This window comes from Serratia sp. HNCC26DJ244 (genome assembly GCF_057180565.1).
Genome location: NZ_JBXUGO010000027.1, coordinates 1 through 16032, shown reverse-complemented (window position 1 = coordinate 16032; position 16032 = coordinate 1). Strand labels below are relative to the sequence as shown.

The window sequence follows — 16032 nt, the reverse complement described above, 5'->3', positions numbered from 1 at the left end:
GAATGTTGAATGGCTAATTATAACAGGAGTTTAGTTTCTCCGCCTTTGTTACTGAAAATGGGGGCTTGGCGTGCACCCATATTCATGGTTGATCGCATCGTGGACTTTTCGCCTGGCGAAAAGGGCTCGATCACCGTCATTAAGCACGTAACCTTTAACGAGTCCTACATTCCCGGGCATTTTCCTGATAACCCAGTGATGCCAGGTGTGATGATCGCCGAAATCTTTGGCCAGTCCAGCGAATACCTGAGTCTGCTGAACGATTTTTGCCTATTGCATGAACGAGAAACTCAACAGCAATTGAAGAAGTTCGATGACGTTTCACGTGCATTGAGTACACCAGAAGGCGCGCAACGCATAGTGGCAGAGCGTGCACGCGTCATCGGTGTACTGGCGTCACAGGACGTAAAATATAAGAACATGGTCTCGCCGGGCGACACCATTGAAGTCAACAGCCGACTGGCTTACGCCGATATCCATGGTTTCCACCATTACGAAGTGGAAGCTCGAGTCGGGCGTAATGTAGTTTGCTCAGGACGTATTGTGAATTTTCGTACCGATATCAGTAATGCTGAAAGCAAAGGCATGCAAGTGAAATACCAGGGAGAAACACCACTATGAGTAACATCTCGCTTAATGAAATGATTGAACAGCGCAAATTTGTGCTGGAGAAAATCAAAACAGGCCTGATAGAACGCCTGAATCTCTATCAAAACGTCAATCAGATTGACGACGATACCCCATTGTTTGGCAGCGGTTTAAAGCTGGACTCAGTGGATGCTACCGAAGTCATCGTACTTCTCGACGAAACCTTCGGCATCCGTGTGAAAGAAGGTGATGATCCTTCCTACATGCGTAACGTCAACACACTGGCCTCGTTTGTTATCGCCAAACAGAGAGAAATCAACAACGGATCAGCAACAGCAGGAGCGGACAAGGAATGACCAAACTCACTGAAATTCATCAACAGCACGGTGCAATCCTGGGAGAACGCAACGGCGTTGCTATTCCACTCAGCTATTGTGCAGCGGATGAAGAATACAAAGCAGTACGTAAAAACATTTTGCTGTCCGACTACTCCCACTTTGGCATTGCGGCCATCAGCGGCGATGACGCTTGGTCACTGCTAAACCAACTGGTTTCCGGTGATGTTTCATCAATCCGCGATGAGCAGGCCATGTACAGCCTGATCCTCGATGAAACTGGCAACATCATCACTGATTTGTATATCGCCTGTGATGACGAGCGTTTTTTGCTGATATCTGAGTGGGTCAGCGGTGAAACATTATGTGAATTACTGCGTGCCAAGCTGGCAGAAAATGAAGAAGAATTCGCAGACATCGAGTCGATCGAATCTCTAACACCAGAATGGGGCATGCTGCACTTTGAAGGCCCATACGCTTGGGAATTGCTGGCTGAAGTGTACGGGATGGACGTCATCGGTCTCCCCTTTCAAGAACATATGCACGTTGACGACGAACTGATTCTTCTGCGTAGCGGCAAACACGGCGAATACTCCTACAAGCTTATGGGGCCACAGGATGTATTAGCCGACGTCTGGATGCAAATGCTGGAAGCCGGTGAGAAGTACGATATGCGCACCGGTGGCTTGAACTACCAACACTTGGTACGTCTGGAAAACCCTTGCTGGGAACCTGACACCCTAAATACCTATACTCGCTGCCCAATCTCATTGCAGATGCAGTGGGCTGTGCGCTACGACAAAGAAGTGTTCACCGGTCTGGAAAGCCTGAATGACCGCTTGGAGGAAGGTGTCAGCCACAGAGTGGTGGGGATGACCCTTGCCGGTAAGCCAAATGCAATCCCTCAGCGTGGCGACAAAGTGATGTCTGACGGTAACTGCATTGGTGAAGTGATCATCTGTGACTATTCGCCAGATTTGAACGCCTGTCTCGGCCGCCTGTTCCTCACAGATGACATGGCATGGGCAGACATTGACGCTTATCAGGTAGTAACAGCCAACGGTCCAATCACGGTAACCACTTCTGCGGTGCCTTTCGCCCGTAACTATAGCTTCTTGGTCAACCCTTCAGAGCATAGTTATGTGGACAGCACGCGCCCACGCGATTTGGTGCAACAATCCGAATGGAATAAGTTGAAAGAAGAGAAAATGAAGGCCGAAAAAGCAGCACTGGCCGCAGGAAATGCACCAAAAGCATAACGTATTTATACCCAAAATAATTTAAGTTACTTAACAAAAAGCTGAATGTTTCGAACAGCGCTAGCCCTTTAGGACCAGGCCCGATTTTGGTCCGAATAACGCGGCAATCGATGAAATCCCCAGTCACATAGCTAACCCTGTGGCTGGGGATGACAGAGCGCAGCTAACACTCAAGTAATTTGAAGTATGGGACTATGTACGCCATGGAAACATGGCGTATCCACATTCGATTTCTGGTTTGCTGACACGGAAGACACTATGACAGTCACTCGCAAAAGAGTGGTGATTACCGGTATGGGTCACCTCTCTTCCATTGCCAATAACGTTGCCGATTTTAAACAGGCACTGCTGAATAAAACCTGTGGGATAAAACCCAGCAAAAAGTATCTCGAATGGTTTGAGGATGCGAATGCCTCCGAGGTGTTGCAACCGTTGAGTTGGCCAGAACTCTCTGCTGAAACCGTCGCCTCATTGGACAACGCTGCCCTGTGGGCCTACAAGGTTGGTCACGAAGCCTTAGATCAGGGGCAATTACCTCATGGTGTGCTCCGCGATAAAACGGGACTGATTATCGGTGTTTCCTCGGCCGGTACCGAAGCGTTTATGCCGCTGATCGAACATCAGATGGAGCGTTTCTCGCTGAAAAAAGCGATGGTTTCAGGTAGTTTTTCTTCCTGTTGTGCCATTGTTTCTTCACTGCTGGGACTAAAGGGCGGTTTTGAACTGGTTGCCACCGCTTGTACAGCCAGTACCAACGCCATGGGGATCGGCTATGACCTGATCCAGAACGGCAAAAACCCTACGGTTCTGGTCGTAGGCACCGAACCTATCTACCTGCCGACCTTTGCCGGTTTCTACGCGCTGCACGCCATGAAGCGCACCCCATCAAGCCCGTTCTCCGGCACGCCAGGAATGTCAATTGGTGAAGGTGCGGGGGCGTTATTGCTGGAAGAATACGAACACGCTATCGCCCGTGGTGCCACCATCTACGGCGAAATGGTCTCTTATGCCACCTCTTGCGATGCCTACCACGAAACTGCTCCAGACCCACGCGGTGACGGTGCGGTGCAAGTCATGCGCCACGCAATGCAAAATGCAGAAATCGAGACAACGGATATTGATTATATCAATGCCCATGGCACCGGTACCGAGGCCAACGACCGCTGTGAAACCTTAGCCATGAAGAAGGTCTTCCCGAATATCATGGATATTCCAGTGAGTTCGACCAAAGCCTATGTCGGCCACAATATCGGTTCCGCAGGGATTATTGAGCTCATCGCCTGTTTTCTGACGTTGCCAGAAAACAAGATCCTGCCAACGCTCAACTTTAGCACGCCACGCCCGAACTGCGATCTCAACTACGTGCCTAATGAGTTCCAAGAAGCCGAAGTCAAAATGTTCATGAAGAACAACTATGCCTTCGGCGGTAACAACTGCTGTGTGATAGCCAGCGTGAAGCCAGAACAGAGCCCAGCGAGCCAATACCAGGCTAAACGTGTCGCCATCACTGGGATGGGGGCTGTCAGTTCTGTGGGCCACACGCTGCACAGCATACTGGAAAAAATGTGGGCGCAGGCGCCGATCTCTCAGCTTCATCCTCTGGAACTGGACTCCTCTACCAGCCAGGAATTTCGCGAAATCGTCAATACCATGAAGAACAACCATGAAGTGGTTGACTACATGCAGAACAATTTCGGCGAAACGGATATGACGAGCAAACTGAGTAAACCTTCAGGCGTGCACCAGGTATTAGACCTGGATCCGCGTAAAACGCTGCGCCGTTTTGATCCGCGCAAAGCCAATACCATCAGCACCTTTGCCCTGCTGGCCATTACCCAGGCAATGACTGATGCTGGGCGTAAAATCAAACGCGACGGTCAAACGCTGGGCATGATCCTGGGGATGTCAAAAGGGCCACAATCAACGGTGGTTCGCTACCTTGAGAGCCTGTTCCCTGACCCAACCAAAGTGCGCACCTCGGAATTCCCTGGGTCACTGATGAATGCTATCTCCACCTTCTGTTCCATTTCCGAAGGGATCAAAGGCTATAACACCTCGCTGGCAACCGGTATCAACGCTGGGCTGGGAGCGCTGACTTATGGTTATGAATTAATCCGCCAATCTGTGCAACCTCAAGTGATTGTCGGTGGTGCTGATGAAAACATGGGGACATTTGCTATCTATCTGTTGGCGCTCAACAGCGATCTGCAGTTGACGTGCGATCCGGCGGATTTCAAGGTTTACAGTCAAGATGCCAAGGGCTATGTCCCGGGTGAAGGGGCTGGCATGCTGTTGATTGAAGATTTACAGCACGCCCAAGAGCGCGGCGCCCATATTCACGCCGAGATCGCCGGTTACGGTAAATCCAACGACGGCAGCTTCTTTAAGCAAGATGATATTCCAGCCAGGGTCGAATCGATGGTGGCCGCTATCCGCCAAGCCTTGCAGGAAGCCGATATCAAGCTGGAAGAGGTGGATCTGGTTTGTGGTACCAGCGATGGTACTCCCCTGCGTGATGCCACTGAGATCGGGGCAATTCGCGAAGTGTTTGGTGAAGCTCGTCGCAATCTGCCGTTTGTTAACTATAACGGCTGGTTTGGCTTGGTGGAATCTTGCATCGGTATTCTCAACATCGCTGTGGTCGCCGAGATCATGAAGCGCGGCGAAATACTGCCTATCCCGTATACCGAGCATTTCGCTGCTGACGATATCGCGTTTGTCACCAAACCGTTAAAGAAAAATGTCCGTACCGCGCTGGTGCTAGGTGCCACGGAAGGAGGCAACCATTATGCCGTACTGCTGAGGAGTATGGCGTGATTGATAACGTCGCCCTCAGCGGTTGGGGCGTGACCAGTGCCTATGCGCCGGATTTTCCGGCGCTGATTAATGGTCTGGTGGAAGGCAGATTGATCGGTTCACAGCCGTGGTTTGCCACAGAAAGTGAATGGCAGGATCTGCGTTTAAGCTGTAACCCGCACTATGTACCCGAAGCTCAACCCTTCGGCTCGGCGTTTTCTCGCCTGCAACCAGTGATTGACCAAGCTTTAGCCAAGGCTGGTTTAGGTCAGGAACATTTGCAGGGAAAACGAGTGCGAGTTTATCTGGTCGGCCATGGTCAGCGTGCTGACATCGCCGATTACCTAGGCTATCAGGATCGCAACGATCAGGAAGAGCTGCTGTTCTTTCCAAAAATCAAACGGTTGCATGCCAGCAATTTTGATCAGGATCGGCTGGTAAAACAGTTGACGCAAACCTATCAGCTCAGTTGGCCGGCGGTTTCGCTCTATTGTGCTAGCAACTCTGCTTTAGCGGCAGTCCATCTTGCTCAGTCATCCATTGCCGCCGGAGAGGTTGATCTGGTGTTAGTGATTGGCTGGCTGGAAACGCAGACTCAGGACATCATCTTTCTTGGCGGGCAAGATATGCTGGGGGAAGGCAGTTCACAGCCCTTTAGCAACCATAACAGCAGTATCTTACCCACCAACGGTGTCGTCGCGTTGATCCTTGAAAGTGGGCAACACGCTCAGCAACGAGGCTTTAAACCGAGCGCCATATTACGTAGTTCGATGTTTTGCCAGAGCAGTGGCGGCCGGGGAAGCAGTTCCTTTACCGCCGATTTCCGTACTATCGCTCAAACACTAGAACGCGTGCTGGTAGATGCCGATCTGTCACCGCAAGATATTGCCTGCGTTTTCCCCCATGCCAATGGGGTGATCGCCAGTGACAAAGCCGAGGCGATGGCGCTGCAAAAACTGTGGGGAAAAGCTGGGGTCCCGGTCGTCAGCTACAAAGGCCAGTTAGGTTATATGGTCTCTTGTTGCGGGCTGCTCGATCTGATGCTGATTGCTGATGCTCTGCAACAACGCCGTCTCCTAGCGCTGACCAGTCGTTATCCTATTGATGAAACGCTGCAAATTCACGTTCATGCCGATAGCCCGCCGTTGGCATTGGAAAAAGAGCACATTATCAAATCAGGCATCGGGCTCGACGGTTCAGCGATCGCCATGGTGATCTCCGCTAACTGGGAGGGTGCAAATGAATGAGGTGAAACGAGTGATACCGGCCGCAGCCATTAATCTGGTGGGGTTTTCCCTGCTTGAACCCCGTTTGCCGATGCGGCGGTTTTCGCCGAGCTGGTACAATGTATGGGAAGCTTGGCAGCATAAAAAAGCCAATGCCAAAGCGGGCAGCAGCCAATGGTTGTTCCGCCGTTTCGGTGTAGACAGTGACATGTTGCCTGAAGAGGCGTTGCGCAAAGCCAATTATCGCGACTGGTTAAACAGCATGAATACCGCCTGCACTCAAGCGGTGGCACAACTGGGCAGCAAAGGGGAATTCCACCTGCGCCATGAACGCAATGCCCTGTTTTATGTCGACTCTTGGGGAGAAACTTCAACCATTGAAGGGATCAATAGCTGGCGCGATTCACTCAGCGTCGACATTCTGCCCAAAAGTATCGTGCGTGATTATGGCATCAAGGATTTCACCTGCAAATTACGCGGAGAACGTAATGGTTTGATGAATGCCCTGCTGCTGGCACAAGACTGCCTAAACAGCAATATGGCCGATAACGTCATTATCTGTGGCCAATTCCGCAGTTTCCCGGTGCTGGTTTTTTCGGAAACCGAACGTTTTCCGTCATCCAAGCAGCGGGGAGAAGTGCCAGCCAATTGCCAATTCAGCGTTGAGCGCGTCGGCTGCCTTATCCTGAAAAAAGCAGCGGGCCAGGGGGTAACTTTACACCTGAGCGACTACCAGAGCCTGACTGGCTCACCGCAACAGCGAGCCATGCAGTTGGCAGAGCAATATAAAGGCTCTCTTGGCTCCGATACCCATGCCGTATTGGGCGTCACGCCACCAGCGCTGTCATTACGTGCTATGCAGCAACAGGCTTTCCAGCAATTACCGGCCAGCCAAGTCTGTGTATCACTCAGTGATCTCTATGGCGACAGCGGCTGTATGAACCCAGCGCTGGCTTGGCAATATCTGCAGCAAAGCAAGAACAGCGGGCATAGCTTGCTCAGTGTGCTTGATGGTGAAGGTGGTGCTTGGCTGTTGGAAAGCTGGGTACCAGAGGAGCAGCCATAATGATGCGTTACGGGTTTCCACTGCTGATGGCGTTAACGGCTATGCTATTACAAGCTAAGCTGTTACAAGCCAAGCCGCTACAGGCCGAGACGTTCAAGGATTACCATGCTGTGTACCGCATCCTGCCTGTACGGGGGGAAAAACCAATCGGCGAACACCGCGTCACTCAACGTTGGGATCAGCAACATAGCCGTTATGTGCAACAAGCCAGCATTGTATTTTCCTGGAGAGTATTGCTCAACACACACCATTACCGCTATCAGGATGAGGTGTTCTACGGGGTGGATAACAGCCTGAGCTACCGTATATCTGAGGACAATGATGGCAACACACGCACGGTGAAAGGCGAGATGCCGGCGAAGGCAGCGGCACTGACGCTAAATATTGCCGATCAGCAGGGAAACCGGCAGAAAAGTATCGATAAAACACAATTTGAGTACACCCTATTCTCATTGCGTTTTCCGATCCCCTGCCATTCAACACTCGTGGGCACCGAACGCAGTGAGCAAGTGCTGGTGCCCATCAGTGGCGATATCATCTTGACTCAGAGTCGTTATGTCAGCATGACCGACCTTCAGCTACCAGGGATAGCGAAACCGTTTAATGATCTGTGCCTGATAGAAACGACCGACAGCAGCACAGGGATAAGCCGACATTCATGGATCAATCGCGATGGCTATCTGGTGTACGAAATTTCTGCCGATTACCGCCTGTTACTGGTCGAAGAGGCTTCTAATTTACCGTCAAATTATCGGGGAAAACCATGACCACCCTACAAACTGCACAACCGTTACCTGTTGTGTCGATGCAACAGGCCAGCAAAAAATTCGGTAAAGGCACGGGTGCCATAGTGGCACTGGGATCAATCACCACCGAAATTCATGATGGTGAATTTATCGCGCTGTGTGGGCCTTCCGGCAGCGGTAAAAGTACGCTGTTGAATCTGATGGCTGGGATTGATTACCCCACCAGCGGCCATGTCTATCTGCTGGGTAACGATCTTTCCATGCTTAATGACAAGCAAACTGCACGCTTGCGCGCAGACGCCATTGGTTTTGTCTTTCAATTCTTTAACCTACTGCCAGTGCTAAGCGTATTTGACAACGTTTATTATCCGCTGATGCTCAACGGCTTTAGCCGCCGAGTCGCACAAGGCCAAGTGATGGATATGCTTGAGAAAGTAGGGTTGGCGGCACATTACAAACGCACACCAGGCGAACTTTCCGGTGGGCAACAACAACGCGTGGCGATTGCCCGTGCACTGGTGAAACGCCCACGGCTGATCGTCGCCGATGAACCCACCGGCAATCTGGATACCCGCACTGGGCAGGAAATCATCGATCTTCTGCTCACCATGAATCAAGAACTGAAAACAACATTTGTTATTTCCACCCATTCATTATCGTTGCGCGATCAGGCCAAAAGGGTGTTGGAAATCAGGGATGGGGAGTTGGAAAATGATTTTCTTACCGCTTAAACGTTATGCCGTCGCTATATTGCTATTGACCAGCGGCCTTTCACAGGCTAGCAACTCACAAGCTAACAATGTAGCCCAACCGCAACAGGGTGTGCACAACAACACGCGTTTACAGATGATCCTGGGGGTTAATGCTCAAGCCTCAATGGACTCATTAACCAACGCCGCCAGTCAGTTACAAATGCTGTATCAACAGCACCCAGATTACCGCATGGCCAAAATGTTCTCTGGCTATGCACAGCTGTTTATGGCTAAGGATTTCCTGCTCAAGAAGAACTATATGCGTGCAGCAGAAAGCTCAAAACTGGGTTTTTTCTACATTGATGAAGCAGCAGAAACGGATGAAAATGACTGGCAGATGCGCTACCTGCGGGCCAGGATGGATGCCTTTGTTCCTGCATCCAATGGCCGCTGCGTTGTGGCATTGCAAGATCTGAACTTTTTACAACAGAATCCAGCCGTACCGGCCGATTTGAAACCGATGATATTACTGATGTCGGCGAACGCGCTAACCGATTGCCAACGCGAAAGCGATGCCAAAGCCGCATTGGCATCACTGGCTCAACTGGGTGAAGAAGGGAAACGCCTCGCTGCTCTTAAAGGCCGTGCGGCACCAGCATGGACGCCGGCTGAACTGAAAAACATTCTCCAACCCTTGGCGGAGATACCGCTATGATGAATATCTTGTTCTGGATCTCCAACATTATTATTGTTTATGCACTGTTGGTGGTGATAATAACGGCGATCCGTAAACCCACGGATATCCGTTACACCTTCCTCAACCTGTTCCGCCAGCGCCGCCGTTCTGGAGTCACGCTGCTGGCTATCACGCTGGGTGGCGTGGCCGTATTTATCTTCGGTGGCTTTGTCGATTATTCGTTTTGGGCCCTGCGTGAGCAAACCATCCGTACCAACCTCGGTCATATCCAATTGTACGAGAAAGGGTATCTCAGCAGTGGTGCTAACAATTCGCTGCAGTACACCATCAATAATTACGATGAGGTGAAAAATATTCTGCTGGCCGACCCAGTGATAGCACCGAAGATCACCACCATTACCGGTCAACTGGCATTCAGCGGCATCATCTCGCAATACGACAAAGGAACCTCTACTTTCTTTACCGGTGTGGGGATTGAACCACAAACCTCCTTGGTGCTGGGCTCTCTCGATAGAATCATTTCGGGTAGCGACCTGTCACGGGTTAGGCCGCAGGAGATTACCATCGGTTCGGGTATCGCCAATGCCCTCTCTGCAGGCTATGGCGATTGGGTAGATATGTTGGTGGTCAACCCGCAGGGTGGGCAAAATGCCATGTCTTCCCAGGTGAGAGGCGTCTTCCAGTCTGGTATCAAAGAGTATGACGATACGGCAATCAAAATGCCGCTGCAAACTGCCCAGCGCCTGTTGCAGACTGACGGTGTCAGTAAAATCATCATTATGTTGCAGGACACCGAGCAAACCGAGAGAGTACTGGCGCGCATCAATCAGTTGATCAGCGATAAAAAGCTCAACCTGGAATCGCGCTCTTGGGATGAATTGGCGATTTTCTACCATCAGGTGGTTAACCTGTTTGAAGGGATTTTCCTGTTCATCAAATCGATTGTCAGCGTCATTGTAGTGTTCATGATCGGTAATACGCTGATGATGAACGTGATTGAACGTACTCGGGAAATTGCGACGTTGCGCGCCTTAGGCCTCAACCAATCCTATATTGGTCGCCTGTTTGTGCTGGAGGGGATCATCATCGGCATCATTGGTTCGGTGCTAAGCGTCAGCTTTGGCATATTGATTGCTACACTCATCAATATCAATGGAATACCAATGCCGCCGTCTCCGGGCTACACCCAAGGTTATCTGGCTTTTGTGATGTGGGATCAGGATATCAATCTTTTCTGGTTCTCCTGTGCGTTACCACTGGTAACCGCATTAATCGCATCCATTATCCCGGCTCGCCGGGCCTCGAAACTGGTGATTGCGGAAGCATTCCGCTTTGTTTAATACTCTCAGGGAGAAAAAAGATGTCAAAAGGACAAACTGTACTCATCACTGGCGCTGGCCGTGGCATTGGCATGGCTATCGCTGAAAAGCTGGCACAAGAGGGCTACGATCTGATCCTCAACTACCGCAAGGATCAGGGAAAAAGTGCCGCCAACCTGCAACGTTTTGTAGCAGCAGAAACCAGGGTCAAGGTGACATTGGCTAAAGCGGATATCGCCGAACCACGTGATATCAGTGAAATGATGAAAAAGCTGCGCCAAGAGGGTATCGAGCGGATCGATCACCTCGTGCTGAATGCCGCCGCTGCGCCGTTCAAACCCTTTATGGAGATGACACGCAATGACTGGAAACTGTTGCTCAATACTAACTTGATTGGCAACACCGCCTGCGTCCAGGAACTCGTTCCGATGATGACTGAAGGCGGCACAATTTGTGCAATTTCCAGCCTGGGTAGCCGGCGCGTATTACCAAATTACCCGCTCGGCATTGCTAAATCAGCGTTGGAAAACCTGGTGAGCTACCTGGAAGTAGAACTGTATGACCGCAAGATCCGAGTCAACGGTATCTGCGCTGGGATGGTGAATACCGATATGATGCCGTTCTTGAAAGAGCTGTGGCCCGAGATGTTCGAGCGCTACGAAAGTAAACCACGTCGTTGGCTGGTGGAGCCGGAAGAAGTGGCCAACATCACTGCTTTTTTGGTCTCTGACCAGTCAAGCGCGATACGTGGTGCCACCCTGATGGCCGATCTTGGCATGACACTTGAACCCTAAGTATTGTCAATAAGGATTATAACAATGAAACGTCAACTCGCTGGATGCCTAATATTTTTGGGCCTTTCAGGTCTAGCTCAAGCAGCAGAACAAGCGCCGAGTTCACTTGAACGTGACCAATTGAACAGCCTGACTCAAGAAGATCAGCGTGCGCGCGAAATTATCCGCCGCGCCGATCGTGTGCGCGCACCGGATCAACCTTTCCGTTACACCTTAACCCTGCTCGAACATAAAGGGGGGCGTGACGTGACAGAGAACCAGCAGGTGCTGGATGTCTCCATGCGTTTCTACAAACCTTCTGAGCAAGTAGAGAAAGGGGATGCACGGGCACTGGTACGCTTTGTCTCTCCAGTGCGTGACAAAGGCAAAGCCTTGCTCTCCGACCTGGACAAAATGTGGTATTACTCCCCTGATCTACGGCGTCCGATCCCTATCTCACGCCAACAGCGCCTGATGGGCCAGGTCTCTAACGGTGACGTGGTGGCCGCTGACTTCGATTATTCCTATATCTCCAAGTTGGTGGGTGAGGAAGCCTGTGGGGAGAAAACCTGTTACAAACTTTCATTGCAACGCCGCTGGCCCCATGTCACCTACCCGGCCATCACTTATTGGGTAGATAAAGAGACTGGCTTCCCCAACCGGGCCGATTTTCTTTCTGCCGATGGCGTCTTGCTCAAGCGTTCCTATTATCGCGATTTTCAGCAGGTGCTGGGCAAAATGCGGCCAACGACTATCGTCGTAGAGGATGCTCTGCAAAAAGGTAACTACACGACCATGCGTTATAGCGACGTCCGTTTGGAATCGTTGCCGGAAAGTTACTTCCAGAAAGAGTATCTGATGAGACTGAATTGATGATGGCGACTAACTGGCTTTCCGTTACCGGTATGCTGTTGTTGGCTGGCACCTACAGTGATGCCAGTTGGGCAGTTGATTGCCAGCTACAACGTGGTTATGCGGGTATTGAGGGGGTTTCCTCCCATACCTCTGCCTCGTTGTGGCAGTTCGACAGTCCGGCGTTTCGTAATAACACCGCTGCCAACCTGTACCTTTCCAGTGTCGGGCTCTGTAAATTGACTGACACCTTCAGCGTCAAGGCGCAAGCCAGTGGGCAATATGTTGCCCATGCCCGTCAGCCGGGAACTCTGGAGGATAGACGCCGTCAAGGGTTTGGCGTTATCAACGAGGTGGTCGGCAGCTGGAAAGCCAGTGACAGTTGGTACATCGATGCCGGTAAGATACGCAAAACCAGCGGCTATCTGTTCTCTGTTGCTCCCCTTGATTTATCGCGCAATATCATTGGCAACATTCGTAACGTCCGTATCTTCGGCCTAGCGGATCGTTGGCGTAATTTTTATGATGAAGGCGCTTATGGTGTCAGCAATTCATTGTATCGCAATGAAGGCACCTACACACTGGCGGCCTTTCCGCGCTTGAAGCGTAACACTCAGCGCCAGGAAGCTGCCTCTGAATGGGATCCGCTGCAGCGGACCAACAGCACAGACAGATATTATGCCAGCTATACCGCCACCGGGTTGAAAACCTTCAACCCGACCATATCCGTACTTGCTGGCAACCAGAAAACGCTGGCAATCGGCACCAGCGGCAACCTGACAGATAAGCTGATCCTCAGTGTTGAAGGGTCGGTTTCTCATGGGCAGACCTGGCGTCATCTGGACACCGCATCAGCACGTGCCATACGTGAGTATCGTTCTGTACAAGTGCCATACAAAATGCGCTCTGACGGTGCTCAAGCAGACATCGGTGCTGGTTTACGTTACACCAGCGACGATCAAACCGAATACGGCGCGGAATATTACGGCCAGAGTCAAGGCTACAGCCGCAGTGAGTGGAAGGATAACTTCGATACTATCCGTTTCGTTAATGGCGGTTATGCCAATCCACTACCGCCAGAGATTGCCGCACTTTATCGCGCATCCTATCAACTTTACTCCCGCATGATGGCGGCAGAAACCGACAATGTTGCCCGTGGTGGAAATCTGCTCGGAAAGCACTATGTCACACTTTATATCCGCACCAATAAAGGACAGGTTGGCAATATCGACTGGTCAGTCTCTGGCATGGCCAATCTGGCGGATGGTAGTAATATACTGAATCTGCATTTAAGCACGCCGTTAAAAAACAGTATTGAGGTTTATACCGGTGTTGCAGCCAGTTTCGGCAGCAAGGACAGTGAATTTGGCACCTTCGGAGAAAAAGGAAATATCTATGCAGGTATACGAATCAATTGGTGATACAGACATCACCACTAATATGGCCCAAGGTTGGATGATGATCTTCCCTGGCCAGGGCTCCCCAGTCATCGGTATGGGCAGCGATGTTTGCGACATCTCAGTCGGTACCAGAGCAGTATGGGACTGTGCCAGCGATGTTTCTGGGCTGGACGTGCGCAAGCTGTGTCAGAAAGGGCCGATGACGCGTCTGACTAAAACCGTTTACCAACAGTTGGCTGTCACTACTGTTAACACAGCGATGTTGACATCGTTACGTGAGCGGGACCCTGTGTTGGAAACAGGATATGCTGGGCACAGTGCCGGGGAATACACCGCTCTCTATGCTGCTGGAGTGATGGATTTGGAAACGCTGTTTCGCGCTATTACGTTACGAGCCTCCATCATGCAAAATCTGGCCGAACAGCGCAAAGGGGCGATGTATGTGGTCAAACCTTACAGCTATAAGGCACTATGCGAGCATATTGACAATCTGGATCTGTGGGATGTATTGAATGTATCCTGCGATAATGGGCGGCAACAGCAAGTGGTTGGTGGTGAACTGACAGCGGTAAAGACGCTGATCAACCATCTCACGCGTAGCGGGGTGAATACTATCAAGCTGGGCGTCAATGGTGCCTGGCATACGCCGTTGATGAGTGAAGGGGTAACTCAGATGCGTCAGGCATTGGCTAGCCTGCCCTTCTCTTCACCCACCCGCCCCGTGATCATGAACTATAGCGCTAAAGCGGAAAATGACGTGGCCCAGATCAAAGAAAACCTGGCGCTGCATCTTACCCATACTGTACGTTGGCGTGAAAGCATGGATCAGTGGGCACAAATGGGGTACTGCCGCTATCTGGAGATCAGTAATAAGAAAACCCTCAGCCATCTGCTCGCAGAGCATTATGGCTCTCGCGAGGATTATCACATTCAGCACTATTACCATATTGTGGGCAGTCAACTCCAGCAAGCGGGGTTAAGGGCCGCATGATCCCAAGATTTGCTCCTTTTAGTAAAAAATACCTACGGGTAGCGATAATACCTGTGGTGCTGACCTCCAGCATTCTGACTTCGTCATTGATTCGCAATGCGATTGACATCACCTTGCTGGAGATTATCACCGGGTTAAGCGCGATTTGTCTGTCCATCGTCTGGACCATGATGCGCGATGGCCGGGGCTATTGGGCATATAGCATATTTACCGCACGGGCTTTCGAAAGCCCGGAAGTGCTGGCGGGCTATACACAGCGTAATATCGAGGGGATGGCTAAATTACTATACCGACCTTTTTGGGCTTCTCTGGTGACCCTGAGCTTGGTGGTCGCGTTAAGTTGCCTGATTTGGCTGGGCGGTGCAGACTGGCGCTATACCTTGATTGCGTTACTTGGCGTCGTGATATTGCCTACCTTGATGCTGATCCAGCTAAATAAATCGATCCCGTTCAATATCATACTCGCGTTAAACTCCTACAACGATATCAATGCTTATCGCCCCCGGCAACGCAGCCTGCCAGGCTATGTGGCTGAAGATTTGTTATTGAGCCTGCTGATAAACTTCGCCTTGGTATTTCCCATTGCTCGTAAACCCGCATTTAGCCTAGCCGCTGGCTACGCAGACCCTGCCTTTGTCATCGCGTTTATGATCCTCATGGGTATCGTGATACTGTTTATGTTGACGTTTGCCAGCCGGTCAAGACGTTATGTGATATTCGGGGAAATATTGAATGGTACGCTAGATACTGACGCGGCACCGTTTGCTCCCTGGTCATTCACCAGTAAACTGACTCGCTTTAAACGTGCTCTAATCTGGTTGTTGGCTACGCTGTTATGGAGCATCGTGATCTGTCTGATTTTTGCTGCTTGGCATATCACACCACAATTTATTCCGCTCTATCTCTGCGCGCTGTTGCCGCTCCTGGCAGTCTATTGTGTGGAGCGCTATCAGACTCTATACAGTAATTTCAATGAAGCACTGGAAATGCGTAAACGTTATCTAGCACATGCCAATCCTAAGGCAATAAAATGACGACATAATGCAGTAGCAATATACTAGCCACTAGAGAAGGTGCGGCCTGCTTGGTCGCACCTCACTGATAAATATACCCGTCATCAATAAAGCTGCAGCGGTGTTGGCTGCAGTTATTAACCTCTACCCTGAGGCATACCGCGTTCAAATCCGCTCCTGGCCGATTTGTCTCTCACCCTGAGTTCATTTAGTTGGCATGTGACTAGCGCTTCCATCGCTTGCCGATGATGTTATTAATTTTATGCACACATGAAATAT

15 protein-coding genes are annotated in these 16032 nt (G+C 50.8%); all 15 read left to right on the top strand.

Translation table 11 applies throughout. From position 1 onward, the window contains the following. The first annotated feature begins 9 nt into the window (after positions 1–9). The 15 genes from AC2A06_RS17055 to AC2A06_RS16985 all read left to right on the top strand — a co-directional run bounded on the left by AC2A06_RS17055 (position 10) and on the right by AC2A06_RS16985 (position 15774). The gene (locus AC2A06_RS17055) at positions 10–621 is read left to right on the top strand and encodes a 3-hydroxyacyl-ACP dehydratase FabZ family protein (RefSeq protein WP_484381071.1); all 612 of its coding nucleotides are present in this window, start codon (positions 10–12) and stop codon (positions 619–621) included. Further along, a complete protein-coding gene (locus AC2A06_RS17050; RefSeq protein WP_484381070.1) occupies positions 618–944 on the top strand; it encodes an acyl carrier protein in 327 nt (108 codons plus the stop codon). Before AC2A06_RS17055 ends, AC2A06_RS17050 begins: the two co-directional genes overlap by 4 nt. Further along, complete coding sequence (locus AC2A06_RS17045; protein WP_023489355.1) at positions 941–2182, top strand: aminomethyl transferase family protein; 1242 nt, start codon at positions 941–943, stop codon at positions 2180–2182. Before AC2A06_RS17050 ends, AC2A06_RS17045 begins: the two co-directional genes overlap by 4 nt. A gap of 258 nt (positions 2183–2440) precedes the next feature. Further along, positions 2441–4999: a beta-ketoacyl synthase N-terminal-like domain-containing protein gene (locus tag AC2A06_RS17040; RefSeq protein WP_484381069.1), complete on the top strand. Its 2559-nt coding sequence runs from the start codon at positions 2441–2443 to the stop codon at positions 4997–4999. Then, positions 4996–6225, top strand: coding sequence for a beta-ketoacyl synthase N-terminal-like domain-containing protein (locus AC2A06_RS17035; protein WP_484381068.1), 1230 nt, complete (start codon positions 4996–4998; stop codon positions 6223–6225). The genes AC2A06_RS17040 and AC2A06_RS17035 overlap by 4 nt, the downstream gene beginning before the upstream one ends. Continuing rightward, entirely contained in the window at positions 6218–7270 is a 1053-nt protein-coding gene (locus AC2A06_RS17030; RefSeq protein WP_484381067.1) for an ATP-binding protein, read from the top strand. Before AC2A06_RS17035 ends, AC2A06_RS17030 begins: the two co-directional genes overlap by 8 nt. Next, positions 7270–8037, top strand: a complete 768-nt coding sequence (locus AC2A06_RS17025; protein WP_484381066.1) for a hypothetical protein — start codon at positions 7270–7272, stop codon at positions 8035–8037. The genes AC2A06_RS17030 and AC2A06_RS17025 overlap by 1 nt, the downstream gene beginning before the upstream one ends. Beyond that, a complete protein-coding gene (locus AC2A06_RS17020; protein ID WP_023489360.1) occupies positions 8034–8747 on the top strand; it encodes an ABC transporter ATP-binding protein in 714 nt (237 codons plus the stop codon). The genes AC2A06_RS17025 and AC2A06_RS17020 overlap by 4 nt, the downstream gene beginning before the upstream one ends. After that, a complete protein-coding gene (locus AC2A06_RS17015) occupies positions 8728–9423 on the top strand; it encodes a hypothetical protein (protein WP_484381065.1) in 696 nt (231 codons plus the stop codon). The genes AC2A06_RS17020 and AC2A06_RS17015 overlap by 20 nt, the downstream gene beginning before the upstream one ends. Then, the gene (locus AC2A06_RS17010; RefSeq protein WP_023489362.1) at positions 9420–10745 is read left to right on the top strand and encodes an ABC transporter permease; all 1326 of its coding nucleotides are present in this window, start codon (positions 9420–9422) and stop codon (positions 10743–10745) included. Before AC2A06_RS17015 ends, AC2A06_RS17010 begins: the two co-directional genes overlap by 4 nt. Before the next feature lie 20 nt (positions 10746–10765). Then, complete coding sequence (locus AC2A06_RS17005) at positions 10766–11518, top strand: SDR family oxidoreductase (protein ID WP_484381064.1); 753 nt, start codon at positions 10766–10768, stop codon at positions 11516–11518. 24 nt (positions 11519–11542) lie between these two features. Continuing rightward, entirely contained in the window at positions 11543–12370 is an 828-nt protein-coding gene (locus AC2A06_RS17000; protein ID WP_484381063.1) for an outer membrane lipoprotein-sorting protein, read from the top strand. Continuing rightward, positions 12370–13770 carry a hypothetical protein gene (locus AC2A06_RS16995; protein ID WP_484381062.1) on the top strand — a complete coding sequence of 467 codons (1401 nt, stop codon included), beginning with the start codon at positions 12370–12372 and terminating at the stop codon, positions 13768–13770. Before AC2A06_RS17000 ends, AC2A06_RS16995 begins: the two co-directional genes overlap by 1 nt. Further along, the gene (locus AC2A06_RS16990; protein ID WP_484381061.1) at positions 13745–14740 is read left to right on the top strand and encodes an ACP S-malonyltransferase; all 996 of its coding nucleotides are present in this window, start codon (positions 13745–13747) and stop codon (positions 14738–14740) included. The genes AC2A06_RS16995 and AC2A06_RS16990 overlap by 26 nt, the downstream gene beginning before the upstream one ends. Continuing rightward, on the top strand, positions 14737–15774 hold the full coding sequence (locus tag AC2A06_RS16985; protein WP_484381060.1) for a hypothetical protein: 1038 nt from the start codon (positions 14737–14739) through the stop codon (positions 15772–15774). Before AC2A06_RS16990 ends, AC2A06_RS16985 begins: the two co-directional genes overlap by 4 nt. The last annotated feature ends 258 nt before the right edge of the window (positions 15775–16032 follow it).

Bases quoted from the DNA above. Each gene is read 5' to 3' on its own strand.
- AC2A06_RS17055 (WP_484381071.1), top strand. From the start codon at position 10: ATGGCTAATTATAACAGGAGTTTAGTTTCTCCGCCTTTGTTACTGAAA.
- AC2A06_RS17050 (WP_484381070.1), top strand. From the start codon at position 618: ATGAGTAACATCTCGCTTAATGAAATGATTGAACAGCGCAAATTTGTG.
- AC2A06_RS17045 (WP_023489355.1), top strand. From the start codon at position 941: ATGACCAAACTCACTGAAATTCATCAACAGCACGGTGCAATCCTGGGA.
- AC2A06_RS17040 (WP_484381069.1), top strand. From the start codon at position 2,441: ATGACAGTCACTCGCAAAAGAGTGGTGATTACCGGTATGGGTCACCTC.
- AC2A06_RS17030 (WP_484381067.1), top strand. From the start codon at position 6,218: ATGAATGAGGTGAAACGAGTGATACCGGCCGCAGCCATTAATCTGGTG.
- AC2A06_RS17025 (WP_484381066.1), top strand. From the start codon at position 7,270: ATGATGCGTTACGGGTTTCCACTGCTGATGGCGTTAACGGCTATGCTA.
- AC2A06_RS17020 (WP_023489360.1), top strand. From the start codon at position 8,034: ATGACCACCCTACAAACTGCACAACCGTTACCTGTTGTGTCGATGCAA.
- AC2A06_RS17015 (WP_484381065.1), top strand. From the start codon at position 8,728: ATGATTTTCTTACCGCTTAAACGTTATGCCGTCGCTATATTGCTATTG.
- AC2A06_RS17010 (WP_023489362.1), top strand. From the start codon at position 9,420: ATGATGAATATCTTGTTCTGGATCTCCAACATTATTATTGTTTATGCA.
- AC2A06_RS17005 (WP_484381064.1), top strand. From the start codon at position 10,766: ATGTCAAAAGGACAAACTGTACTCATCACTGGCGCTGGCCGTGGCATT.
- AC2A06_RS17000 (WP_484381063.1), top strand. From the start codon at position 11,543: ATGAAACGTCAACTCGCTGGATGCCTAATATTTTTGGGCCTTTCAGGT.
- AC2A06_RS16995 (WP_484381062.1), top strand. From the start codon at position 12,370: ATGATGGCGACTAACTGGCTTTCCGTTACCGGTATGCTGTTGTTGGCT.
- AC2A06_RS16990 (WP_484381061.1), top strand. From the start codon at position 13,745: ATGCAGGTATACGAATCAATTGGTGATACAGACATCACCACTAATATG.
- AC2A06_RS16985 (WP_484381060.1), top strand. From the start codon at position 14,737: ATGATCCCAAGATTTGCTCCTTTTAGTAAAAAATACCTACGGGTAGCG.